General features: G+C 52.2%; 20 protein-coding genes and 1 pseudogene. 8 read left to right on the top strand and 13 right to left on the bottom strand.

The genetic code is table 11. From position 1 onward, the window contains the following. Window positions 1-44: 44 nt before the first annotated feature. Window positions 45-119, top strand: a pseudogene (locus tag MNO13_RS18570) (type II toxin-antitoxin system mRNA interferase toxin, RelE/StbE family); the annotation flags it as partial. Window positions 120-121: 2 nt separating this feature from the next. Here the strand turns inward: MNO13_RS18570 and MNO13_RS18565 are convergent. The 3 genes from MNO13_RS18565 to ppiB all read right to left on the bottom strand — a co-directional run bounded on the left by MNO13_RS18565 (window position 122) and on the right by ppiB (window position 2,242). Then, on the bottom strand, window positions 122-907 hold the full coding sequence (locus tag MNO13_RS18565) for a hypothetical protein (RefSeq protein ID WP_121814173.1): 786 nt from the start codon (window positions 905-907) through the stop codon (window positions 122-124). 106 nt (window positions 908-1,013) lie between these two features. Then, window positions 1,014-1,733, bottom strand: coding sequence for a UDP-2,3-diacylglucosamine diphosphatase (gene lpxH, locus MNO13_RS18560; RefSeq protein WP_202914399.1), 720 nt, complete (start codon window positions 1,731-1,733; stop codon window positions 1,014-1,016). A 14-nt stretch (window positions 1,734-1,747) separates the two neighbouring features. After that, a complete protein-coding gene (gene ppiB / locus MNO13_RS18555; protein ID WP_064548946.1) occupies window positions 1,748-2,242 on the bottom strand; it encodes a peptidylprolyl isomerase B in 495 nt (164 codons plus the stop codon). A 176-nt stretch (window positions 2,243-2,418) separates the two neighbouring features. Between ppiB and cysS the strand changes: the two genes are divergently transcribed. After that, entirely contained in the window at window positions 2,419-3,807 is a 1,389-nt protein-coding gene (gene cysS / locus MNO13_RS18550) for a cysteine--tRNA ligase (RefSeq protein WP_121814172.1), read from the top strand. A 72-nt stretch (window positions 3,808-3,879) separates the two neighbouring features. Next, window positions 3,880-4,560 carry a helix-turn-helix domain-containing protein gene (locus MNO13_RS18545; protein WP_162303009.1) on the top strand — a complete coding sequence of 227 codons (681 nt, stop codon included), beginning with the start codon at window positions 3,880-3,882 and terminating at the stop codon, window positions 4,558-4,560. A gap of 56 nt (window positions 4,561-4,616) precedes the next feature. Here MNO13_RS18545 and ahpF read toward each other — a convergent pair whose 3' ends face one another. Together ahpF and ahpC are read right to left on the bottom strand one after the other, a co-directional pair. Continuing rightward, the gene (gene ahpF / locus MNO13_RS18540) at window positions 4,617-6,185 is read right to left on the bottom strand and encodes an alkyl hydroperoxide reductase subunit F (protein WP_241939122.1); all 1,569 of its coding nucleotides are present in this window, start codon (window positions 6,183-6,185) and stop codon (window positions 4,617-4,619) included. A gap of 87 nt (window positions 6,186-6,272) precedes the next feature. Beyond that, entirely contained in the window at window positions 6,273-6,836 is a 564-nt protein-coding gene (gene ahpC, locus MNO13_RS18535) for an alkyl hydroperoxide reductase subunit C (RefSeq protein WP_064548938.1), read from the bottom strand. Window positions 6,837-7,274: 438 nt separating this feature from the next. Between ahpC and opgB the strand changes: the two genes are divergently transcribed. Next, on the top strand, window positions 7,275-9,563 hold the full coding sequence (gene opgB / locus MNO13_RS18530) for a phosphatidylglycerol--membrane-oligosaccharide glycerophosphotransferase (protein WP_241939121.1): 2,289 nt from the start codon (window positions 7,275-7,277) through the stop codon (window positions 9,561-9,563). A 99-nt stretch (window positions 9,564-9,662) separates the two neighbouring features. Here the strand turns inward: opgB and gdhA are convergent, their stop codons facing one another. The 3 genes from gdhA to MNO13_RS18515 all read right to left on the bottom strand — a co-directional run bounded on the left by gdhA (window position 9,663) and on the right by MNO13_RS18515 (window position 14,169). After that, a complete protein-coding gene (gene gdhA, locus MNO13_RS18525; protein ID WP_064548934.1) occupies window positions 9,663-11,006 on the bottom strand; it encodes an NADP-specific glutamate dehydrogenase in 1,344 nt (447 codons plus the stop codon). A gap of 100 nt (window positions 11,007-11,106) precedes the next feature. Further along, window positions 11,107-11,781 carry an enterobactin synthase subunit EntD gene (gene entD, locus MNO13_RS18520; RefSeq protein WP_241939120.1) on the bottom strand — a complete coding sequence of 225 codons (675 nt, stop codon included), beginning with the start codon at window positions 11,779-11,781 and terminating at the stop codon, window positions 11,107-11,109. A gap of 105 nt (window positions 11,782-11,886) precedes the next feature. Continuing rightward, window positions 11,887-14,169 carry a TonB-dependent siderophore receptor gene (locus MNO13_RS18515; protein WP_241939119.1) on the bottom strand — a complete coding sequence of 761 codons (2,283 nt, stop codon included), beginning with the start codon at window positions 14,167-14,169 and terminating at the stop codon, window positions 11,887-11,889. Window positions 14,170-14,449: 280 nt separating this feature from the next. On the opposite strand from MNO13_RS18515, the gene fes reads away from it, so the two are divergent. Genes fes through MNO13_RS18500 form a run of 3 tightly spaced genes read left to right on the top strand, consistent with a single transcriptional unit; the run spans window position 14,450 to window position 19,802 of the window. Further along, the gene (fes, locus tag MNO13_RS18510; RefSeq protein WP_121814168.1) at window positions 14,450-15,676 is read left to right on the top strand and encodes an enterochelin esterase; all 1,227 of its coding nucleotides are present in this window, start codon (window positions 14,450-14,452) and stop codon (window positions 15,674-15,676) included. 3 nt (window positions 15,677-15,679) lie between these two features. Continuing rightward, the gene (locus tag MNO13_RS18505) at window positions 15,680-15,901 is read left to right on the top strand and encodes an MbtH family protein (protein WP_121814167.1); all 222 of its coding nucleotides are present in this window, start codon (window positions 15,680-15,682) and stop codon (window positions 15,899-15,901) included. Window positions 15,902-15,908: 7 nt separating this feature from the next. Then, window positions 15,909-19,802, top strand: coding sequence for an enterobactin synthase subunit F (locus MNO13_RS18500; RefSeq protein WP_241940083.1), 3,894 nt, complete (start codon window positions 15,909-15,911; stop codon window positions 19,800-19,802). A gap of 39 nt (window positions 19,803-19,841) precedes the next feature. On the opposite strand, the gene MNO13_RS18495 is transcribed toward MNO13_RS18500, so the two are convergent. From MNO13_RS18495 to fepD, 5 genes are all read right to left on the bottom strand, one after another. After that, window positions 19,842-20,171 carry a HigA family addiction module antitoxin gene (locus tag MNO13_RS18495; protein ID WP_064548926.1) on the bottom strand — a complete coding sequence of 110 codons (330 nt, stop codon included), beginning with the start codon at window positions 20,169-20,171 and terminating at the stop codon, window positions 19,842-19,844. Window positions 20,172-20,203: 32 nt separating this feature from the next. Continuing rightward, the gene (locus MNO13_RS18490) at window positions 20,204-20,320 is read right to left on the bottom strand and encodes a type II toxin-antitoxin system RelE/ParE family toxin (RefSeq protein ID WP_133522370.1); all 117 of its coding nucleotides are present in this window, start codon (window positions 20,318-20,320) and stop codon (window positions 20,204-20,206) included. A 114-nt stretch (window positions 20,321-20,434) separates the two neighbouring features. After that, on the bottom strand, window positions 20,435-21,235 hold the full coding sequence (gene fepC / locus MNO13_RS18485) for an iron-enterobactin ABC transporter ATP-binding protein (protein WP_121814165.1): 801 nt from the start codon (window positions 21,233-21,235) through the stop codon (window positions 20,435-20,437). Then, on the bottom strand, window positions 21,232-22,224 hold the full coding sequence (gene fepG / locus MNO13_RS18480) for an iron-enterobactin ABC transporter permease (RefSeq protein ID WP_241939118.1): 993 nt from the start codon (window positions 22,222-22,224) through the stop codon (window positions 21,232-21,234). Before fepG ends, fepC begins: the two co-directional genes overlap by 4 nt. Further along, the gene (gene fepD, locus MNO13_RS18475) at window positions 22,221-23,210 is read right to left on the bottom strand and encodes a Fe(3+)-siderophore ABC transporter permease (RefSeq protein ID WP_121814164.1); all 990 of its coding nucleotides are present in this window, start codon (window positions 23,208-23,210) and stop codon (window positions 22,221-22,223) included. The genes fepG and fepD overlap by 4 nt, the downstream gene beginning before the upstream one ends. Before the next feature lie 141 nt (window positions 23,211-23,351). On the opposite strand from fepD, the gene entS reads away from it, so the two are divergent. Continuing rightward, window positions 23,352-24,584 carry an enterobactin transporter EntS gene (gene entS / locus MNO13_RS18470; protein WP_241939117.1) on the top strand — a complete coding sequence of 411 codons (1,233 nt, stop codon included), beginning with the start codon at window positions 23,352-23,354 and terminating at the stop codon, window positions 24,582-24,584. Window positions 24,585-24,590: the final 6 nt, after the last annotated feature.

Raw genomic sequence — 24,590 nt, 5'->3', positions numbered from 1 at the left:
AGGCCAGATGAGACAACTTTCTATACCTGCGAATTGAAGTATGACGGGGGATGCCTGACTGCCACAAAATAAAGCTCAGGTCATCCGGTTATCGCTTTGTATACCAGGTCATTAATGAAAATTATTCGCTTCGAGCAAATTCATTTTCGACTTGATTGACCCTTTGTAAGTACTGTGAAAATTGCTGTTCCAGCACGTTGAGGTCTACATTTTTTATATTTGATTTTTTCAGGCGAATTTCCTCTGTGCGATTGCCATATTCTATATCAATCACGATTTCGATTTCATTAATGCCTATTTCTTTGATGAGGGCCGGTGGAATAAGTAAGGGATCGGAAAATAAACCAGGGGTAATGACTACTGTTTCTGTCGTCCAGGCTATTGCCGGGCGCTTATGCAAACGGAACCCGTTATACAGGAAGACTGCTGCTATTGATGCAAGCATGATGCCGAGTAGTGAGCCAGAGCTAAAGACTAGCCCTAAACCCGGCCCCATAAGAATGGCACCGGTGATCAAAACCTTATCGGAATTGAATAAATAAACCTGTTCCCATTCCATATTTTCTTTTTTCGATAAAGAAGCGAGTTTACTAAAAGTAGCCAGGCTGTTACTGCGTAAAATACCGTGGAGCAGAAAAGCCCCGATAGGCAGAAGAGCAAGGGTGGCTATGGATATCAGCCATACAGATAGCAGCCGCCAACGTGAAAAAAGAAAGGCAGAGATGAATACAACGGCCAGCGCACCCCAAAATAGGTTTTGCATGAGATATAAAATAATCATCAGGTCGCGATCGGTCATTACCATCAACATTTCATATGCCAGGTAATTAAAAATGGCGCTAAATATCATTACGGCGAATAAGTTGATAACAAATCCAATCCAGAAGCATCGCGCTAAGTTTTTCACGGGTAATCCTTTTAGATGAAAAAAAGATTGTCTACCCCTGATATATAAATGCAATGTTAATTATGCTGCCTATATATTCGCAGTTTATATTTTTCTGGGTTATGAATTAAAACTCGAAGGGAATTAACTCGACGTCCTGGGCGGTCACTTTAATCATTGACCCTTGCGTATGCCATGCGCCAAGCACGCAGCGAAACGCGGGTTTTCCGTTTGCAGAAAGAGCGTGAATTTCCGGGCGATGGGTATGACCATGAATCATCCACTGCACCTGATGGCGGCTGAGGGCGTCGATCACCGCGTGTGGATTCACATCCATAATCGCCATGGATTTGCTGCTATTTGAGGCTTTGCTGCCGGCACGCATTTTGGCGGCGACGCGCTTGCGAATAAACAGCGGTAGGGCGAGGAATAACCATTGCAGCCACGGCTGGTGGACTTTTTTGCGAAACGCCTGATAACCGTGGTCGTCAGTGCATAACGTGTCGCCGTGCAGCGCCAGCATTTTGCGGTCGTATAAGTTGAGGACTTGTTCTTCTGGCAGTAATGTCATGCCGCTCAAACGGGCAAAACGTTTACCGACTAAGAAATCGCGGTTGCCATGAATAAAGAAGCAGGGGACGCCGGAATCAACCAGCTCTTTGATCGCTACTGCAATTTGGCGGTGCAGCGGTTCGGGGTCGTCGTCGCCAATCCAGGCTTCAAACAGATCGCCAAGAATATAAAGCGCGTCTGCTTCCCGTGCTTGACCCGCCAGAAAACGCAGAAAACCGGCGGTGATCGCCGGTTCTTCTGAACACAGATGTAAATCTGCGATAAAAAGCGTCATCGCCATCGGGCGAGTTATTCGCTTACGGTTACGCTAGTGATAACCACGTCTTCTTTAGGAACGTCCTGGTGCATACCGCTGCGGCCAGTGGACACGCCTTTGATTTTTTCAACAACGTCCATGCCTTCTACAACTTCGGCAAATACGCAGTATCCCCAACCTTGCATGCTTTCGCTGCTGAAGTTCAGGAAATCGTTGTCAGCCACGTTAATGAAGAACTGAGAGCTTGCAGAATGTGGTGCCTGAGTACGCGCCATTGCCAGCGTACCTTTGGTGTTTTTCAGGCCGTTATTCGCTTCGTTCTGGATGGTGTCTTTGGTTTCTTTCTGCTTCATACCCGGTTCAAAACCGCCGCCCTGGATCATAAAGCCATTGATCACACGGTGGAAAATGGTGTTGTTGTAGAAACCTTCGCGGCAGTAATCGAGGAAGTTTTTAACAGTTTCCGGCGCTTTATCATCAAAAGTTTTGATGACGATATCGCCGTGATTAGTTTGAAAAGTAACCATGCTGTGTATCCTATATTAGTCAGACAGTGTTCGGGCAGACGGTGCCGCGACACAAGGTGGTTGTTATAGCATAACTGCTGATGATCATCACCTTGCAAAGCGTGCTGCTTCCGTGTGGAATTTTGAGGTAACATATAACCTAATTTCGATTACACACGCTGATATGGAATCCCCTGATGTTAAAAATCTTTAATACAATGAGTCGCCAAAAAGAGGAATTCAAACCTATTCATGCCCCAGAAGTTGGCATGTACGTGTGTGGTATCACCGTTTACGATTTGTGTCATATCGGACATGGCCGCACTTTTGTCGCTTTCGACGTGGTTGCACGTTACCTGCGTTTTCTCGGCTATAAGCTTAAGTATGTGCGCAACATTACCGATATCGACGATAAAATTATTAAACGCGCCAATGAAAATGGCGAAGATTTTGTCGCGCTGGTTGACCGTATGGTGGCTGAAATGCACACCGATTTCGACGCGCTGAATATTTTGCGCCCGGACAGCGAGCCGCGCGCCACCAAACACATCCCAGATATCATCGAAATTGTTGAACAGCTTATTGCGCGTAATCACGCCTATGTTGCCAGCAATGGCGATGTGATGTTCTCCGTGGAAACCGACGCGGATTACGGCAAGCTTTCGCGTCAGGATCTGGATCAACTGCAAGCTGGCGCTCGTGTTGAAGTAGAAGCGAACGTTAAACGTAATCCGATGGATTTCGTGCTGTGGAAAATGTCCAAGCCGGGCGAGCCGAGCTGGTCATCTCCGTGGGGCGAGGGCCGTCCTGGCTGGCACATCGAATGTTCGGCGATGAACTGCAAACAGCTCGGCAACCATTTTGATATTCATGGCGGCGGTTCAGACTTAATGTTCCCGCACCACGAAAACGAAATCGCGCAGTCAACTTGTGCACACGGCGGCGAGTACGTTAACACCTGGATGCACTCCGGGATGGTGATGGTTGACCGTGAAAAAATGTCCAAATCGCTGGGCAACTTCTTCACTGTGCGTGACGTGCTGAAATATTACGATGCCGAAACCATTCGCTACTTTCTGATGTCCGGCCACTATCGCAGCCAGCTGAACTACAGCGAAGAAAACCTGAAACAGGCACGTACTTCGCTTGAGCGTTTATATACCGCTCTGCGTGGCACGGATTCGAGCGTTCAACCTGCGGGTGGCGAAGCATTTGAAGCGCGCTTCCGTGAAGCGATGGATGACGATTTCAATACCCCGGAAGCGTACTCTGTACTGTTTGATATGGCTCGTGAAGTGAACCGCCTGAAAACCGAAGATTTGGCGGCAGCAAATGGCCTGGCTGCGGCGTTACGCAAGCTTTCTGGTGTGCTGGGTTTGCTTGAGCAAGAACCTGAAGCTTTCCTGCAAAGCAGTGTGCAGGCTGACGATGGTGAAGTGGCTGAAATCGAAGCGTTGATCAAACAACGTAACGATGCCCGTCAATCGAAAGACTGGGCGCTGGCGGATCAGGCTCGTGACCGTCTTAATGAGATGGGGATCGTGCTGGAAGATGGCCCGCAAGGGACGACCTGGCGCCGAAAGTAACATTTATTCAGTTAGATAAAACATAAAGCGGCTTAGGCCGCTTTTTTATCAGCTATGATATTGGTGACAAGAATGAAAATAGGCCAATTCATGGGTAACACAAATAAAAAAGACGGTGAATCACTGAATCCACCTCTTTACTTGATCAGACCGGTCACTGATATCGTTGCTTTGAGAAAAGCGCTTTCTGGCTCTGGGATAAAGCAGTCTTTCCTTGCTGAGGACATCATTAATGCCATTGGGGAAGAAGGAAAACATCTTTATCTCTTCGAGGGCGGGGAATATACGTTTTTGCGTTCCAGTGATGGTTTAGTGATTTCGTCGGCAAGAGGCGAATTAATCTACGGTATCGCTGAGTGTATTCGTCCTCGCGGTGGCTGGTCTTTAAGAATAGAAGAACCCTGCGACTGTTGGGTTGTTCCAGCGGAAAAAGCCTTTGAAATAATTACCCAAAAGCAACTTTGGGAATCTGTCGCTAATATTTTTGCGTGGTATTTGCAGATATTTACCTCACGTGAAGAGCACCTGGTTGGCGTCCCGGCTTACGTGATGATCCGCACTAAATTGCTTGAATTACAGGCACAACCCGAAGACTTTCGCCGTGATATGAATGTAGCGGATTATATTCAGCAGCGTACGCAGCTCGCTCGCAGCACGATTATGGCAATACTCGGAGAGCTACGGCGCGGAGATTACATTGAGATTAAACGCGGCAGGCTGGTGGCAGTGAACCATTTGCCGAAAGAATATTAAAAAAAGCTCTGGCTGTAAGGCCAGAGCTTTTTAGTTTTTGCAGGTGACTTATTGTCTTATGAGTTATTTGGGGTACGAATCAGGTAATCAAATGCGCTCAGTGAAGCTTTCGCACCTTCGCCAGTGGCGATAATAATTTGTTTATAGGGCACGGTAGTGCAGTCGCCAGCAGCAAAAACACCCTTCACAGTGGTTTCACATTTCGCATCAATGATGATTTCACCCATGCGGTTGCGCTCTACGCTGCCTTCCAGCCAGTTGGTGTTTGGCAACAGACCGATTTGCACGAAAATCCCCGCCAGTTCAATCTCATGTACATTTTCGGTCAGGCGATCTTTGTACTGTAAACCAGTGACTTTGCTGCCATCGCCTTTCACTTCCAGCGTTTGCGCATTCAAAATAATGTCGACGTTTTTCAGGCTGCGGACTTTATTCTGCAACACCTGGTCGGCTTTCATTTCAGGGGCGAACTCAAGCAGCGTAACGTGTTCGACGATACCCGCCAGATCAATTGCTGCTTCAACACCAGAGTTACCACCGCCGATCACCGCCACGCGTTTGCCTTTAAACAGTGGGCCGTCGCAGTGTGGGCAGTAAGTCACGCCTTTGGTGCGATACTGTTCTTCGCCTGGCACGTTCATATTGCGCCACTTCGCTCCCGTCGCAATGATAATGCTGCGAGCGCAAAGTGTTGCGCCGGAAGCCGTTTGAATCTGGTGCAAACCGCCTGCGGTTTTAGCCGGTATTAATTTGCTGGCACTTTGCGTGTCGATAACATCCACATCGTAATCATCAACGTGGGCTTTCAGTGCGCCAGCCAGTTTCTGCCCTTCGGTTTTCGGTACCGAAATGTAGTTTTCGATATCAACGGTATCTAACACCTGGCCGCCAAAACGTTCGCCCATCAGGCCGGTGCGAATGCCTTTACGTGCCGAGTAAACCGCAGCCGCAGCGCCCGCCGGACCGCTACCGACAATTAATACATCGTAAGCTTCCCGTTTGTTCAGGGCTTCGGCTGCGCGCTTTTCGGCACCAGTATCAATTTTGCTGACAATTTCCGCGAGCGTCATCCGGCCTTGACCGAACTCTTTGCCGTTCAGGAACACCGCAGGCACACCCATCACGTTGCGCTCCTGAATTTCATTCTGGAATACGCCGCCGTCAATGGCGATATGGCTGATGCGCGGGTTTAACACGCTCATCAGGTTCAGCGCCTGCACCACGTCCGGGCAGTTGTGGCAGGAGAGCGAATAAAAAGTTTCAAAATGGAAATCGCCGTCAATTTCGCGGATTTGCTCAAGCAAATCTTGTGACTCTTTCGACGGATGTCCCCCGGTTTGTAGCAAAGCTAAAACCAGAGAAGTAAATTCGTGGCCGAGTGGAGAACCTGCAAAGCGCGGGCCTTTATCGGAACCTGGATTGGTAATCAGAAACGACGGTTTGCGTACCGGTAAATCGTTATTAATCGTGAAAGTAACTTTGTCAGATAACTCAGCAATCTCTGCCAGCAGTTCCTTTATCTCGGTTGATTTTGCGCCGTCGTCCAGCGTGGCAATCAACTCAACAGGTTTGGTTAATCTCTCAAGGTAAGCTTTGAGTTGGGTTTTCATGTTGTTGTCGAGCATGGGTAAATCTCCCTGGTGGCAAAGCCTAAAGTGGCAAAGTGGCGGGTGTCGCGCTACGGCTCACCCGCCCTGCGAAAAGAAAAGTGATTAGATTTTGCCGACCAGGTCTAATGATGGAGCCAGCGTAGCTTCGCCTTCTCTCCATTTAGCCGGGCAAACTTCACCTGGGTGAGAAGCCACATACTGAGCAGCTTTCACTTTACGCAGCAGGTCAGACGCGTCACGGCCAATGCCTTCAGCAGTTACTTCGATAGCCTGAATGATGCCCTGTGGGTCAACAATAAAGGTACCGCGGTCAGCAAGGCCCTGATCTTCGCGCATGTTTTCGAAGTTACGGGTCAGTGCGCCAGTTGGGTCACCAATCATCGCGTATTTGATTTTTGCGATGGTTTCAGAACTGCTGTGCCACGCTTTGTGGGTGAAATGGGTATCGGTAGAAACAGAATAAATATCTACGCCCAGTTTCTGGAACTCGTCGTAATGGTCAGCCACATCGCCCAGTTCAGTCGGGCATACAAAAGTGAAGTCAGCAGGATAGAAGAAGAAAACGCTCCAGCGGCCTTCTACGTCTTGCTCGGTAACTTCAATAAATTCACCGTTTTTAAAAGCGCTGTTTTTGAATGGTTTGATTTTTGTATTAATTAAAGACATCTGTATTTTCTCCGTTTTGCGATGGGAGAAAGGTACCGAATATTCGTGCCAGACTCTAATGGGTAGGCTGTATCGAATTGATAAGTTTTACCTAACAACTTAAGTCACAGGCAAAAAAAACCACCCGTTGCCGGGTGGTCTCAGTTTGTTGCTTGTTGCGCGTTACAATTCCACTTTAAAAAATCATAACAGCGGCGGGATTAAATCACTGTTGCGCCAGATGGGTCAATCCACTCAATCGTTATATTAACGATGGTTCTGATAGCCACCATCTATGTATCATGCCCATCATGGTTGTCCATAATGCGTACAATTCCGAAAGCAGCACACTTTCATGTCAGAGAAATTGCAGGAGTGTGACAACACGGCTAGATTTAGCCAGCACCAGCTATGAGTACCTTTTGCGCCAGTGCGCACATTCATCTCGAGGGTTAGGCGTTGTCGGAATTGCTTTCACTTGTATTGTTTGTCACAGCCATTGCCGTGTACGCCTTTAAAGCCGGACGTAATCTCTGGTGGTTTAGCGTCATCCTGCTTATTTTGGGTTTGTATATTGTCCTGAACGTGACGTTTGTCGCCAGTAACTACTTCACCGGCGAAGGCATTAATGATGCTGTGCTGTATACCCTGACGAGCAGCATGACGGGTGCCGGGATTGGCAAATATATTCTTCCCGGTGTTGGGGTATTTGTTGCACTGGTCGCGGTGTTCGGTGGTTTGACCTGGATTCTGCGTCGCCGCAAAGGGTATCCCCATCATTTGGGTTATAGCCTGTTAGCAATCGTGTTGGCGATGGCCTCGGTCGATGCATCACCCGCGTTTCGCCAGGTGACAGAACTGGTTAAATCACAAACTCGCTCAGGTGATTCTGATTTCGATGTTTATTACAAAGTCCCGCAAGGTACAATTAATAACCCAAAGCTTAATCTCGTTTATATTTATGGCGAAAGTCTGGAGCGCACTTATTTAGAACCGGAATACTTTCCTGAGTTAGCACCGGAATTAACCGGGCTGAAGAATGGAGGCATAGATTTTAGTCATACCGTTCAATTGCCTGGCACCGATTATACCATCGCCGGAATGGTTGCTTCACAATGTGGTATACCGTTATTCGCCCCATTTGAGGGGAATTCATCAGCCTCGATGTCGAGTTTCTTCCCGAAAAATATCTGTTTGGGCGATATCCTGAAAGCATCGGGTTACGAAAACTACTTTATGCAGGGCGCAGACTTACGTTTTGCAGGGAAAGATATTTTTTTACAATCCCATGGCTTCGACCATATGTACGGGGCGCAAGAACTGAAGTCGATGGTTGCTGACCCGGCTTACCGCAATAACTGGGGCTTCTACGACGATACCGTGCTGGATGAAGTGTTCGAAAAATATCTCGAGCTTTCGAAAGCGAACAAACGTTTTTCACTGTTCACTTTAACGGTCGATACGCATCACCCGGACGGCTTTATTTCGAAAACCTGCAAACGCCGCAGTTATAGCTTTGAAGGTAAAGAAAACCAATCTTTCAGTGCCGTTGCCTGTAGCCAGGAACATATTGCTGCGCTTATTGAGAAAATAAAAGCCTCAGCGTATTTTAAAAATACCGTGATTGTCGTTTCCTCTGACCATCTGGCGATGAATAATACCGCCTACAAATATCTCAATCAGCACGATAGAAATAACCTGTTCTTTATTATTCGTGGTGATCAACCACAGGCAGATGTGGTGCCGGTAAAACGCAGCACTCTGGATAACGGGGCGACGGTGCTGGATGTTCTGGGTGGCGATAATTACCTTGGCCTGGGGCGCAGTAGTTTGTCGGGGCAGTCAATTGCCGCGGTGTTTCTTAACGTGAAAGAAAAGGTGATGGAGTGGAAACCGGACGTCATCGATCTGTGGAATTTCCCGAAAACTATTACTCAATATGAGATAGACCAGCAGAAAAATACTTTTAGTTATTCTGGGGCGCATTTCAAAATGCCACTGCTGCTGCGTATTCTGGATAAGAAAATCGAGCCATTACCGGAAAGCGAATATTCTGCCCCGTTGCGTTATCAACTGGCTGATTTCAGTGAAAAAGATAAGTTCATTTGGGCCGATCGCTGTTTCAAAATGGCGCGTTTGTGGGAGCCGAAACTGGCACTTTCCACCGGCCTGTGTGTTGCTCAGGGGCAAATGGGCGGCCAACCGTCGGTGCGTTTAATTGAACAGCCGCAGGAACAGCATGCGGTGGAGTTCGCAAAACAAGAGATCGACAAGGCGCGTTATAAAAACACTGTTGCGCTATTAAAACTGGATGAAAATGCCATTCGTTACCAGGCCGATAGTTTTATTTTCAACGTGCCAGGTGCTCCGCTTGAGGTGAAAGCGTATTCCGGAATTTCACGTCCGGAAGAGTGGGGGCGCTGGTCAAATGCCAATCTGGCTCCCGAAGTGAAAATTGAATATGCCGAACCGTTACCGGAGAAATTTGATCTGGTGATCACCGCTAAAGCGTTTGGTCCAAATGTTGGTCAGCCGATGCCGGTAAAAATCGGTAGCCAGCAGCAGACATTAACGCTCGGTGAAGAATTGACTACCACTACGCTGCATTTTGATAACCCTGAGCGCAGTAACTTGCTGGAAATTATTCCGCCACAGCCGCAGTTATCTAATGAAGGGAATATTCTTGGCCATGAACCGCGCAAGCTGGGGATTGGGATGGGGGATATTAAGGTGGTTCCGGCGATTTAGTTGGCGAATGAAGTTGTCGGATGTCGCTAGCGCTAATCCGACGTACGGTTTTGTAGGGTGGATAAGCGCTTAGCGCCATCCACCGTTTACATCAAATATTTACAGAATTCCCTGGCCCAACATTGCATCGGCCACTTTGACGAAACCAGCAATATTGGCACCGCGCACATAATGCGTTTGCTTATCTTCGCCGCCGTAATTGACGCAGGCTTCGTGAATATCCAGCATGATGTGATGCAAACGAATATCCACTTTTTCAGACTTCCAGCTCAGGCGCGCCGCATTCTGTGCCATCTCCAGGCCTGAAGTGGCCACGCCGCCCGCGTTTGCCGCTTTGCCCGGTGCGAACAACACTCCAGCTTCCAGGAACAGATTGGTGGCTTCAATGGTGGTCGGCATGTTCGCGCCTTCGGCGACGGCTATTACGCCATTGGCGATCAGCGTGCGTGCCGCTTCGGTATCCAGTTCGTTCTGCGTAGCGCAAGGCAGCGCGATGTCGACTGGTACGCTCCACGGTTGCTGGCCTTCAAGGTAAACCAGACCAAACTCTTTCGCGTAATCAGCTACGCGCCCGTCGCGGCTGGATTTGATCTCAGTTAAACGCGCCAGCTTCTCGGTTGTGAAGCCCGCTTCATCCACCACGGTGCCGTTGGAATCGGAAGCCGTCACCACGCGAGCCCCCAGCGATAACGCTTTTTCGATAGCGTATTGCGCCACGTTACCGGAACCCGAAACGGCGACGCGCTTGCCTTCAAAACCCTGGCCGTGGCGTTGTAGCATGGCATCGGTGAAGTAGATCAGGCCGTAACCGGTAGCTTCCGGGCGAATCAGACTACCGCCAAACGACAAACCCTTGCCGGTGAATACGCAAGACGTATTGTTGGAGAGCTTTTTCATCATCCCGGCCATAAAGCCCACTTCACGGCCACCCACGCCAATATCGCCTGCCGGAACGTCAGTGTCTGGCCCTAAATGGCGATACAACTCCATCATCAGTGCCTGGCAAAAACGCATAATCTCGCCTTCACTTTTGCCTTTTGGGTTAAAGTCGCTGCCGCCTTTACCCCCGCCCATTGGCAATGTCGTCAGCGCGTTTTTGAAGGTCTGCTCAAAACCTAAGAATTTCAGAATCGACAAATTCACAGAGGGGTGGAAACGCATCCCGCCTTTGAATGGCCCGATTGCGGAGCTAAATTGCACGCGCCAGGCGCGGTTAACCTGCACCTGATTTTTGTCATCCACCCAGGTCACGCGGAATTGAATGACGCGCTCAGGCTCGACTAAACGCTCCAGTAACGCGGAACGGCGATATTGCGGGTTTTGTTCGAGGAATGGCCACAGGGTGGTCATCACTTCACGTACTGCCTGCGCAAATTCAGGCTGGTGCGGATCACGTTGTTGAACAGAGGTGAGGAATGATTCGAGAGAAAGCGTGTTTTCCATAGTTCTGGAAGTCCTTTTTATAAGTCATGTTGTATTTGTGTTGTGTCTTTCGAATATAACATTCACTTATTACCGAACCGCAAGCGATTTCTCTTTATTCTCAGCCAAGCCGTATTAGCGTTATTAATTGCGTTGCGTTACCTTTCCATATTACTTTGAATTCACAACCTTTTTTGTATGGGCCAAGTGAATGATTCAAAACCAGAATTAGCTGTTGATCATCAATTTTACTTATGGATGCAGCCGAAAAATCAAAGTAGCGCCCGACGTGACGAAACAAGGCTTTAAATAAACTTTCTTTCGCTGAAAACACCAAAGTTAAAGCGTAATTAAAGGGAAATGGCGATGCAGCGATCGGTTCTTTCTCCGCGTTTTCAATAATGCCGTTGTATATATCCAGCGCGACATTTGGCGCAATAATTTCTTCATAGTCGATGCCTACTCCCACTCGTAAAAGTGGGTCGTCAGCCATGACTGTTGCCAGCGCGATATTACCGCTGTGCGAAATGCTGCCGCTAAACCCTGGTGGCCAGCAAGGTTCGCGATGCAAACCGATTCCGGGAACATAATCGGCTACGCCATGAAAACGCAGCGCTTCAGCGGCGGCAATTCTTCCCGCGAGATGTTCGGCCTGGCGTTTTTTTACCGCACTGGATAAACGTTGATGATGCGGCAGCCATAACAGATCGTCGGGCTGAAAGGTTGTGGCGTCAAAATCGACGCGGAAAACCCGCTGACCAGGGAAGAAGTCGAAATGGGATAGTTGATATTGCATCGCGATCGCTTAAAAACGGTGGATGTCGCTCACGCTAATCCACCTTACAACGGGTTGCTCGTAGGGCGGATAAGCGCAGGCGTCATCCGCCGAATAGCCAAAAACTTAGAAGTGCGTATTCAGACTCACATAATAAGTACGACCGGATTCGTTATACGTTGCGGCACCCGCACCATACATATAACCGGTCGTACCGCCTGTCGTCTGGGCATTACCCGCACGCCAGTGACGTTCGTCAAACAGGTTATCGATGCCCGCCGTCAGACTAACGTTTTTCGTCGCATCCCAGGTTCCGCTCAGGCCCAAAATGCTATAAGGGCTCACTTCGTTGGTTTCCGTTCCTGTTGCTGGCTGACCTTTATAGTTGTACTTCTTCGGCTGTTGCTTGCCGTACCAGGTAAAGGTCGATTGCAGTGAAATGTCCTGGCGAACCTGCCAGCTTAGCGTGGAATTCAAGGTATATTCCGGAATAACAGACAGGCGCTCGCCAGTCTCTTTATTCTTGCTTTCCAGCATATAAGTGATGTTATTCGTCCAGTTCACAGAATTGGAGACCGGCACGTTTAACGCACCTTCCAGGCCTTCTACCAGTGCCTCAGCAATATTATCCCACTGGTAAATATCTGTTTTGGTTTTGCCTGATGCCGTCTGGCCGATAGGGGCATAACCCGCTTCAATTTTGTTGCGGTAGTCGTTGCGGAACCAGGTCACACCGGCAAGCCAGCCATCACGTTTGAACTCAAGACCGATCTCTTTGTTAATGCTGGTTTCCGCTTTGAGATCGTCATTGCCCATCATATAGCAACCCACGCCGGTGCCGCTGGCGTAGCAACCCTGGCCTTTGCTGTACAGAATGTAGTTCGGGTTGGTTTGATACAGGCTTGGCGCTTTATAGGCGCGGGCGATGCCCATTTTCAACGTGAAGTCATCGCCTGAACCTTGAGACAGATTCAGTGACGGACTCCAGTTGTTGCCCACAATACTGTGGTGATCAAAACGCAGACCTGGCGTCAGCATGGTGCTGTCGGTCACTTCCATGTTGTCTTCAGCAAACAACGAGAAGATCTTTGCCTCCGAGTACGGGCTACGGTCGGTGCTGCTTGAGCCAGGGATCGGTCCGCCCATAAACGTCTGGCTGTTTGACGATAAATCTTTCATCTTCTGTTGGTTCCATTCGGTACCCAACGTCAGGTTCTGATTCACCACGAAATCAATCGGGATATTCACTTCGCTGTGCAACAGCACGTCGCTCAGGTCGATATCACTGAATTTATCGCTGGAGAAAATCCCTTCGGTACCACCGGCCAGGCCTTCCTGCATACGCGAGTTGCGCGTGTGCTCATACTGCACCCAGTTACTTGTGGTCAGGCCGCTATCCCAGCCGCCGTTCCAGGTCAGTGAGTAACTCTGGCGATACAGACGGTTAGTCTCGTTACCATAGTTATCTTTAACGATTTGGTTGGTATTGGTGTTCTGCGTATCGCCGGAATACAGGTTGCCCTGGCGGCTGTAGCCCGCTTCCAGTTCCAGTGATTGCATGGGCGCAAAGTCCCAACGCACTACACCGTTGACGTCTTTGTTGGTGACACCTTCGCGGCCTGCGGGCAGCGTATCCGCGTAAATCCCGGTACGTTCAGACTGGTGGCCCTGGTTAATGTCCCAGGCATCGGCCTGAGTTTTATCCAGATTACCGTACAGACGGAAGCTGAAATCCCCGCCCAGCGGGCCGTTCAGACTGAAGTTAGTACGTTTGGTTGAGCCTTCATCATTGTGCTCAGGCGCATTGAGATAAGTGTTCCACGAACCGTGCCACTCGCCGCTGCCTTTTTTGGTGATGATATTCACCACGCCGCCTGCTGCACCGTTACCGTAACGCGCGGCCGCAGGGCCACGAATCACTTCAATGCGTTCAACCATTTCTGGTGGCACCCAGCTTGCATCGCCGCGGGTATCACGCTCGCCACGCCAGCCCAAACGAACAGAGTTACGGCTGGTGACAGGTTTGCCGTCGATCAGAATCAGGGTGTTTTCCGGGCCCATACCGCGAATATCAATCTGGCGGCCGTTACCGCGCTGGCCGCTGGTGGAGTTACCGGTGAGGTTCACGCCAGGCATGGTACGGACGATCTCGGAGATATCACGCGCGGGTGGGCGCTTCTTGAGTTCTTCAGCGGTGATGGTCGAAACCCCTGGAGCCTGCAAGTTCTGCTCGGCAGCGGTAACCACCATGGTGTCTTCGTCGGCGGGGATCGGCGTGTTGTCGTTGCTTGTCGCAGCGGTTTGAGCCGTTGCTGATGCCGCTTGCTCTGCCGCGTAAGCGGGGAGTGTGGCACCGTAGATTCCCAGATTAATCAGCATCGCGAGGGAATAGTTAATTTTTATAGTCATTATGGCGGCCTGCTTTTCCGCTGAACCCGTTGTCATTCCATTCCCAGAGGGATCGGGTGCAGCATGGATTTCACATAGTGATACCAAGATCTCCCCGCCAACCCCCATGAAATGAGGAAATTGTGCGGTCAAGTCCGGCAATTTATTGTTTTTGCACCAGGAAGCTGGTAGCTCAAAGCGCGGAAATACGCTATTGCAAATGCAAATAATTATCAATAGTATTATCAATATATTTCAGCCTTATTGATCGTTATCAATAATTTCAAATGGTTATGTTCTAGTGAGAAATATTCTGACAGGAAGTGAAGGCTGGTGGCAGCAAAGGCTGGCGCATGGGATACCTACCGTTAGCGGTGAGAAAGACGGCCAATGTACGGTGACATTCCTGTGGCGTGACCCACAAGGCAGTGAGCAAACCTCAGCGATCAAACGAGTCTGGATTTACATCACTGGCGTTACTGACCATCACCAACGCGCTCGTCCACAAACCCTTGAACGCGTGGCGGGGACGGATGTCTGGCTGTGGGAAACGCAGCTCAGCAGCACCTGGCGCGGCAGTTACTGTTTTATTCCGTCATCTTGCGAAGAGGATTTCCCGGCGGCAGCCTTCGAAGGCATCGTGCCGGAACCTATGGCGCTGCGCGAAGGGTGGCGAAAATTATTGCCATGTGCGATTGCCGACCCTCTGAATCCTGAAAGCTGGCACGGCGGACGCGGGCATCCCATGTCAGCACTTCATCTGCCTGATGCGCCACCGCAGCCCGGTTGGCAAGCACTGGAAATACCCTACCGCGAGCCGCAGTGCATCACCTGGAATAGCCCGCGTCTGCACAACCAGCGCAGGGTGTGGATATTCACCACCGGCGATGAATCACCGGAGCAGCGCCCGTTGGCGATTTTGCTCGACGGGCAATTCTGGGCGGAAGGGATGCCGGTATGGTCCGCGTTGCAGGCACAAACGGACAGCGGTGAGCTGCCGCCCGCTGTTTACGTGCTGATTGATGTCATCGACGATGCGACGCGTAGCGATGAGCTGCCGTGTAATGCGCAGTTCTGGTGTGCGGTACAAGAAGAACTTTTGCCGCAGCTTCGTGCGCAAATCCGCTGGAATGAAAACCCTGAAACCACCGTGGTGGCGGGGCAAAGCTATGGTGGGCTTTCATCGCTTTATGCCGCACTCCACTGGCCGGAACAATTTGGCTGCGTGCTTAGCCAGTCCGGTTCGTACTGGTGGCCAAAGCGCGAAACCGCGGCGCACGGCGGGCAGTTAATCCAGCAACTGGAAAGCGGCTTGCGCTGCGAAAAACCGTTACGCATCTATCTTGAAGCAGGGGTCAGAGAACCGCTCATTCATCAAGTTAATCAACGAATTTATCCCTTACTACAACAGACACAGCAGCCGATTTTCTACCGTCAGGTTGACGGTGGGCATGATGCGCTTTGCTGGCGAGGCGGGTTGCTCGACGGTCTGACCTGGCTGTGGAAAGCGTCTTTTAAACAGGAGTAAGGCATGGAATTTAGTAATCCCTTCGACTCAGTGCAGAGCCGTTTTTTCATCCTTGAAAACCGCCAGCAACAGTTCAGTTTATGGCCTGAACACTGTGCATTGCCCGGTGGCTGGCAGGTGGTTTGTGAACCGGCATCAAACGATGAGTGCAACCGTTGGCTGCTTGCCAACTGGACGCAACTGCAACCTTCATCTTTTGCAAAAACTGGGGTGATCGGTGAGTAAAAATATAATGACCTTGCCGTTAGTGGCGGCGCAGCCCGGCATCTGGATGGCGGATCAACTTTCGCCACAGGCCAATGCGTGGAGCGTGGCCCATTACGTTGAATTAAAAGGCGAACTTAATGAAGAGCTGCTGTGCAAGGCTATCGTCGCCGGAATGAAAGAGGCCGATACCCTTGGCATGCGCTTTAGCGAAGTGGATGGCGAAGCGCGCCAGTGGGTTGATCCTGACGCGTCGTTCACTCTGCCGCTGTGCCACGATCTCCGTAAAAGCGCCGACCCAGAAGCGGCGGCGTTGACCATGATGCGTGACGATCTCGAACAGGATTTACGCATCAGTAGCGGCAAACCGCTTTACCACCATCAGATTTTACGAGTCAGCGAAACTCGCTGGTTCTGGTATCAACGTTTCCATCATTTAGTGGTAGATGGCTTCAGCTTCACCGCCATTACCCGCCGTATTGCCAATATTTACAGTGCCTACTGTCAGAGTGTGCAACCTGAACCCAGCCCGTTTACCCCGTTTAGCGAAGTGGTGGCTGAGTATGAACATTACCGAGAAAGCGACGTCTGGCAACGCGATGCGGCATTTTGGGCAAGTAAAACCAAACAGCTGCCGCCTCCCGCCACGCTTTCGGCTAAACCGCTGACAGGCCAGGGGTCCACTACGCAATTGATTCGCCAGTCGCTGCATTTTGACAGCACTGAGTTCATGGAGCTGGTGAACTGCGCTCGCTCCCATAACCTGACCGCCGCCGATATGGCGTTAGGGCTGGTGGCCTTGTGGCTCGGGCGCTTAAGCGGGCGTGCTGATTATTCGGCGGGCTTTATCTTCATGCGCCGCATGGGTTCCGCAGCGCTTTGCGCAACCGGCCCGGTGTTAAACGTGCTGCCGTTTGGCGTGCGTATCGAGCCGGACTTTACCCTTGCGGCACTCGCCGCAAATCTGGCGAAAGAGTTAAAAGGCCTGCGTCGTTACCAGCGCTACGATGCCGAGCAAATCCAGCGTGATTTAGGGCAGGTTTCCAGCGGTGAGCCGTTATATGGCCCGGTATTGAACCTGAAAATGTTTGATTACCGCCTGGATTTCAACGGCATTGAAGGGGTTACGCATCAACTGGCATCAGGGCCAGTACGGGATCTGGAAATTGCGCTGTATATCAGCGAACAGGGCGACTTCTCGCTGGAAATTCTGGCGAACGCCGAGCGTTATGATGCCGGCACATTGCAGCAACATCTCGCTCGTTTACCGCGACTTTTGCGCCAGTTTGCGGCCAATCCCGACTTACGCTGTGTGGATGCCCAACTGCTACATGAATCTGAAATAGAACTGTTGGATGGTGTCAACGCCACGCAAACGGTAGTTCCCGCGACAACCTTAAGCCAGTTGATTGGCGAACAGGTTCTGCGCACGCCAAATGCTCCGGCGCTGGCTGATGAAAACCATCAGTTTACTTATCGTGAAATGCACCAACAGGTGCGTGCTTTGGCCAGTGAACTGATTGCCCGTGGCGTGAAACCTGGCGATGTGGTGGCGGTGGCGCTACCGCGTTCGGTCTTTTTATCACTGGCGTTGCAGGCGATTGTTGAAGTGGGCGCAGCGTGGTTGCCGCTGGATACTGGTTATCCCGACGAACGCCTGCATATGATGCTGGAAGATGCGGCTCCGCGTTTGCTGCTGACCGCGCAAGATCAGCTCCCGCGATTTAGTGGCATCAATGGTTTGCAAACCTTTAGTTATCAGGCGTTGCTGGAAACCGATAACTTACCGGAGCGGCAAGCACTTTCGCGCCCCGAACACACCGCGTATGTGATTTTCACCTCTGGTTCAACAGGCCGCCCGAAAGGGGTGATGGTCGGGCAACAGGCCATCGTTAACCGCCTGTTATGGATGCAAAATCACTATCCATTAAACGCTGAAGATGTGGTTTTGCAGAAAACCCCATGCAGTTTTGATGTTTCGGTTTGGGAGTTTTTCTGGCCGTATCTGGTTGGCGCACAACTGGTGATGGCACCGCCGGAGGCGCACCGCGATCCACAAGCGCTACAGCAGCTCTTTGCCCGTTATCGCGTTACTACCACGCACTTTGTTCCCTCGATGTTGAGCGCGTTTGTTGCAGCACTTGGCGATGAAGCCGCGATTGCCAGCTGCACCACATTACGCCGCGTGTTCTGTAGTGGTGAAGCGCTGCCAACCGAACTGTGCCGCCAGTGGGAACAGCTAACTCACGCGCCGCTACATAACCTTTATGGGCCAACGGAAGCCGCTGTGGACGTGAGCTGGTATCCGGCATTTGGTGACGAACTGGCGCAGGTGTCGGGTAGCAGCGTACCGATTGGCTGGCCGGTTTGGAACACGGGCTTGCGCATTCTGGACTCGGCAATGCGCCCGGTACCGCCGGGTATTGCAGGCGATCTTTACCTCACCGGCATTCAACTTGCGCAAGGTTACTTATCCCGCCCGGATCTCACCGCCAGCCGTTTTGTTGCCGACCCTTTTGCCGCAGGTGAGCGGATGTACCGCACCGGTGACGTCGCACGCTGGCTGGATGACGGTGCGGTGGAATATCTCGGGCGCAGCGACGATCAGCTAAAAATCCGCGGCCAGCGCATTGAGCTAGGGGATATTGACCGTGCGTTGCAGGCTTTGCCCGATGTGGCACAGGCCGTGACACACGCTTGCGTGCTCAATAAAGAAGCCGTTGGCGGCGGTGATGCTCGCCAGTTAGTCGGTTATCTGGTTTCGGCTTCTGGTCAGGCTTTGCCCCTTGAGCCAATGCGTGAACAGCTTAGCGCGGTCCTGCCTGCGCATATGGTGCCGGTGGCGTTAATCCAGCTGGATGAATTCCCGCTGAGCGCCAACGGTAAGCTGGACAGAAAAGCATTGCCGTTGCCTGAACTGGCGTTACGCAGCAGCGGTCGTGCGCCCGAATCGGCTCTGGAAATCACCATCGCTGGATCTTTTGCCAGCCTGCTGGGTTGTGAAATTCAGTCCGTGGATGACGACTTCTTTGCCCTCGGCGGCCATTCATTACTGGCGATGCGCCTCGCGGCTGAATTACGCCGAACCCTCGCAAGGCCGGTGACCGTCGGCCAGGTAATGGTGGCGTCCACCGTCGGCCAACTAGCGGAAGCTCTGGCACAAGGGCAGGGCGAAGAAGAGGCCAGCCGCGCAGGTTTTGCTGCGGTTCTGCCGTTGCGTAAAAGCCACGGGCCGACGCTGTACTGCTTCCATCCGGCGTCGGGTTTTGCCTGGCAATTTAGTGTGTTGCGGCGTTATCTCGACCCGCGCTGGTCGATTACCGGTATTCAGTCACCGCGCCCGGATGGCCCGATGCAGCAAGCGGAAAATCTGGCACAGGTTTGCGAATCGCATCTGCAAACCCTGCGCGAACTCCAGCCGCATGGCCCGTATTACCTGATGGGATATTCGTTGGGTGGCACACTCGCGCAAGGTATTGCTGCACGGCTTGAAGCGGCAGGCGAGGAAGTGGCGTTTTTAGGCCTGCTGGATACCTGGCCGCCAGAAACACAAAACTGGGCGGAGAAGGGGGCAAACGAACTCGATCCTCTGGTACTTGAAGAGATTAACCGTGAACGCGAAGCCTTTGTTGCCGCACAAGCCGGTCAAGCTTCCGACGCCTTATTCCAGGCCATAGAAGGTAACTATGGTGATGCGGTGCGGTTGTTAACCAGCGCGCAAAGCGTGCCGTTTGGTGGGAAAGCCACGTTGTTTGTGGCCGAGCGAACGCTGCCCGAAGGAATGGAGCCGCAAAAAGCCTGGGTACCGTGGATTAGCGAGCTTGAAGTCTTCCGCCTGGACTGCGCGCACGTCGATATTATTTCGCCAAAAGCCTTTGAGGAAATAGGGCCGGTGTTGCAGCGGGTGTTAGCGCTGAGCTAAATAAAAGCGGCGGATGGTTTGTGCTATCCGCCGTGTCGCTTATGCCGCCCGAGTTTTACGCTCAAGCATCTCTTTGAGCGTGATGATACGGCTAATTTCTACCTGGGTACGTGGGTCGTTTTGGATTTCCCAGACATCGAGATTGGTTTGTAGATTCAGCCAAAAATCTACAGAAGTATCAAATGCTTTTGCCAGTCTGAAGGCCATATCAGTGGTGAGTTTACTGTTGTTATTGAGCAATTTGCTCACCGTATTTCGATGTACCTGAAGCATTTCGGCCAGATCGTTAATACGCAAGCCAGTCGGTTCGAGGTATTCATAAAGCAGCACGTCACCAACGGTGGTCGGTTTACGCTGTGCCTGGACCATAATTCATCCTCATTGCGTGGTTACTGGGCGAATCAGTTATGTTTTCGATAGCCATGATCATCAAGGTAAATATTGTGCGCTTTGCCGTTACGCCAGATGAAGATTAGCCGGAACTGGTTGTTCACTCTTATAGAGGAGTACTTCTCCATGATGCTGGTTCCATCTGAGTGACCGGATGGGCAGTAGAGCACACCTTGCATCCTTGCACTGTGTGAGTGTGCATCTTTGCGAGACGTTACGCAAACTTTTTAATCAGCGAGTTTTTAGCCACGCCCGAGCGGCACCACCAGCGGTGTATGCGCCACCGGATCTTCAATAATCATGCAGCGTAGGCCATAAATGGCCTCGATAAGCTCCGGTGTGACAATGTCTGCCGGTGCGCCTTCGGCAACAATTTTCCCGTCTCGCAGTGCAATTAAATGAGTTGCATAACGGCAAGCCTGGTTCAAATCGTGCAGCACGGCAGCCAGCGTGTAGCCCTGCTTTTGGTTCAGATCGCGCAGCAGTTCCAGTAAATCAATTTGATGGCTGATATCCAGCCAGGTGGTCGGTTCATCCAGTAGCAGAATGGAGGTTTCCTGCGCCAGAACCATCGCAATCCATGCGCGCTGGCGCTGGCCGCCCGATAGCGTATCCACTGGCTGCTCGGCTAAATCTTCAATGTTGGTCGCCTGCATTGCCCGCGCCACCGCCTGGCGGTCTTCTTCGCGCCAGCGGGTAAACATCGGCTGATGCGGATAACGCCCACGCGCTACCAGTTCAGCCACGCTAATATCGCCTGGTGCGCTGGAGTTTTGCGCCAGCAACCCGATGCGCCGCGCCACTTCTTTAGTGGCGAAGCGATGGATTTCATTACCGTCTAACCACACCTCGCCGTGCATCGGTTTCATCAGGCGGCTTAGCGTGCGCAGCAGCGTGGATTTCCCGCAGCCGTTGGGGCCGATAATCGCGGTAAATTTCCCGTCAGGAATGGCGACGGTCAGGCCATCTGCCACCACATGATTGCCATATCCCAGCGTCAGTTTTTCGCCATGCAGGCGTGAGGGGGAGGAAATCTGACTCATTTCTTACGGGACTCCTGAATCAACAACGCAATTAAATAGATACCGCCAAGGCTGACCGTCACCACGCCGACCGGTAACTGATACGGCATGAACAGTTGCTGGGCGCAAAGGTCGGCGGCCAGCAGCAACGTTGCACCGCATAAGGCGGATTGCAGCAAACCCCAGCGCGAGCTGCCGCTCAGGCGGTGGGCAATGTGCGGGGCGACGAGGGCGATAAACGAAATCGGCCCGGCAAGTGCGGTTGCGGCGGCAGTCAGAATCACGCCGGTTAACATCAACATCAGGCGCGAGCGCTCAACGGAAACACCCAATGCGCAGGCGCTGTCATCGCCCATTTCCAGCAGCCGCATACGGCGAACCAGTAATGCGCCCGCAATTAGCGCTAGCAACATCAACGGGGCGGCAGGGGAAATTTTCGCCCACGTCAAACCGTTGAGCGAGCCTGCATTCCACAACCCGGCGGAGAGAGCGGTTTCCAGCGAGGCGTGCAGTAACAGCCAGGTGTTAAACGCCACCAGCATGGCGCGCACGCCGATTCCAATAATGATTAAGCGGAAAGTTTCGATACCGTTACGCCAGGCCAGCAACCACACCACCAGCGCGGTGATGATGCCGCCTGCCATGGCTGCACCGGCAATCGCCGTTTGATGTTGACCAAACAGCACCATCGCCACTAATACTCCGCTCCAGGCTCCGGTGTTAAAACCCATCACATCCGGGCTGCCGAGCGGGTTGCGCATTAGCGACTGGAAAATGGCCCCGCTCACGCCCAGCGCCGCGCCAATCAGCAGCGCCATGACAACGCGTGGCAAACGCCATTCGACGACCACCAGTGAGATATTTCGTGGTGCGGTACCAAGCAGAGCGTCAATCACCTGGCTGACCGAGAGCGGCAACACGCCGCTGCCCAGGCTCCATAATCCGAGCGAGATACCGAGCAACAGCAAGCACCAGCAACTGATAAACAGGCGTGGGGAGGCGCGGTTCATTGCCTGGCTCCTTTGCGGCTACGGCGCACCAGGTAAATGAGCATCGGCGCGCCAATAAACGCGCTCACCACTGAAACGCGCAGCTCGCCAGGCACCAGCATGCGGCCAATAATATCGGCGAACAGCAACAGGGCAGGGGTGGCAATCAAGGTGACGGGAAGCGACCAGCGGTGGTCGGCCCCCACCAGCCAACGCGCCAGATGCGGCATCATCAGGCCGATAAAGGCAATCGGCCCCACGGCGGCGGTGGCGCTGCCACACAATAACGTTATTGCCACTAAACCCAGCAATTGGGTGCGCGCCACTTTACTGCCGAGTGCGGTTGCGGTGTCGGTGCCCATGCTCAGGCTGTTAAGCGAACGGCTGATCAGCAGCGCAATCGCACAGCCCGTCAGTACCGGCAGCACGATAATTTTCAAAGTGGTGAGGGTGCGAATATCCAGCGTTCCGGCCTGCCAGAAACGTAACTGGTCATAGACCACTGGATTTAACAGCGCGATACCGTTGCTCAAGCCTTCAAGCACCGCGCCGAGCGCCACGCCTGCCAGCGTCAAGCGCACCGGGCTGAGCTGCCCACCGCCCTGGCTTCCGGTAAACGCCACCACTAAAGCGGCAGATAATGCACCAGCAAACGCCAGCCCGAGCAGCGCTATCGGCGACGAAAGGCTCCACACGGCGGCACCCAGCACAATGGCAAAACTCGCTCCGGCATTAACACCAAGCAGACCGGGGTCAGCAAGCGGATTGCGCGTCAGGGTTTGCATCAACGCACCGGCAAGGCCAAGTGCGCCTCCGGCAAGAATACCCGCTAGCGTGCGCGGGAGGCGTGCATCAAGCACGATAGTGCAATCCGCACTTTGGCACTGGCCGCTGAGCGCATCCATAACAACTTCTGCGGGGAGTGATTTGGCACCTAACAGCAGACTGAGCGCTGCCATTAAAAGCAGTAAAAACAACAAACTCAGCAGGATGAACCAGCGTGACATACGTTGTATATCCTTCACTTCGTAGCCTTACAAAAACCATGTAAAATTAAATGATAGTTATTATCATTATCACTCTTATTTGTTTATGCTAGCATGAGCCGCCTCGCATCTGGAAAGAAAAATTCGTTTTAAGGCCATGTAATGAACCGCAATTCTTTGTTGCTCAACCTCAGTTTGCTCAAAACTCATCCTGCTTTTCGCGCCGTCTTCCTTGCCCGTTTTATCTCGATTGTCTCGCTTGGGTTACTGGGCGTTGCCGTGCCGGTACAAATCCAGACGCTGACCGGTTCCTCCTTGCAAGTCGGGCTGGCAGTGACGTTAACCGGCAGCGCGATGTTTATCGGCCTGATGATGGGCGGTGTGCTGGCCGACCGGCACGAACGCCGCCGTTTGATTTTGCTGGCGCGATCTACCTGTGGCGCTGGCTTTATTGGCCTGACGATTAACGCCGCCTTGCCGGAACCGTCGCTGGCGGCGATTTATCTGCTTGGCGTGTGGGATGGTTTCTTTGGCGCACTTGGCGTGACCGCGTTGTTAGCCGCCACACCCGCGTTAGTCGGGCGTGAAAACTTAATGCAGGCGAGTGCGATTACCATGCTGACGGTGCGCCTCGGCTCAGTGATTTCACCGATGCTCGGCGGGCTGTTGTTGGCCTCCGGCGGCGTGGTGTGGAACTACGCGCTGGCGTCTGTCGGCACTTTCGTCACTTTACTGCCGCTGTTGAGTTTACCGAAGCTGGCGCCACCGCCGCAGGTGCGTGAAAACCCGCTGCTTTCGCTGCTCAATGGGTTCCGTTTTTTGGTCGGTAACCCGATTATTGGCGGCATTGCGTTAGTTGGCGCGTTGCTGACGATGGCGAGCGCGGTGCGCGTTCTTTATCCCGCACTCGCCGGACACTGGCAAATGAGCGCGGCGCAAATCGGCCTGATGTACGCTGCCGTTCCGTTGGGTGCTGCCATTGGCGCGTTGACCAGCGGGCGTATTGCTCATCACGCACGCCCAGGCCGTATTATGCTGGCGACGGGAATTGTTTCGTTTATCTCAATCGGCGTTTTCAGCCTGATGCCGGTTTGGGGGCTTGGGCTGGCGTGTCTGGCGCTATTTGGTTATCTCAGTGCGATCAGCTCTTTGCTGCAATACACCTTAATTCAGACGCTAACACCGGACGGTATGTTAGGTCGTATTAACGGTTTGTGGACGGCGCAAAACGTCACTGGCGATGCGATTGGTGCCGCCATTTTAGGCGGCCTGACGGTAGCGATGACGCCGGTCGCTGCGGCGAGTGCGAGCGGCCTGGCATTAACACTATGCGGCATAGTATTGGCGATGGTGTTGGTGCAGCTGCGTGGTTATCAGCAGAGCGTTCCGGCGTAGGTTTTC

The sequence above is a fragment of the Buttiauxella ferragutiae genome (genome assembly GCF_022637515.1).
Classification (GTDB): domain Bacteria; phylum Pseudomonadota; class Gammaproteobacteria; order Enterobacterales; family Enterobacteriaceae; genus Buttiauxella; species Buttiauxella ferragutiae.
The sequence above is the reverse complement of the archived record's forward strand: the minus strand, read 5'-3'. Positions and strand labels throughout refer to the sequence as shown.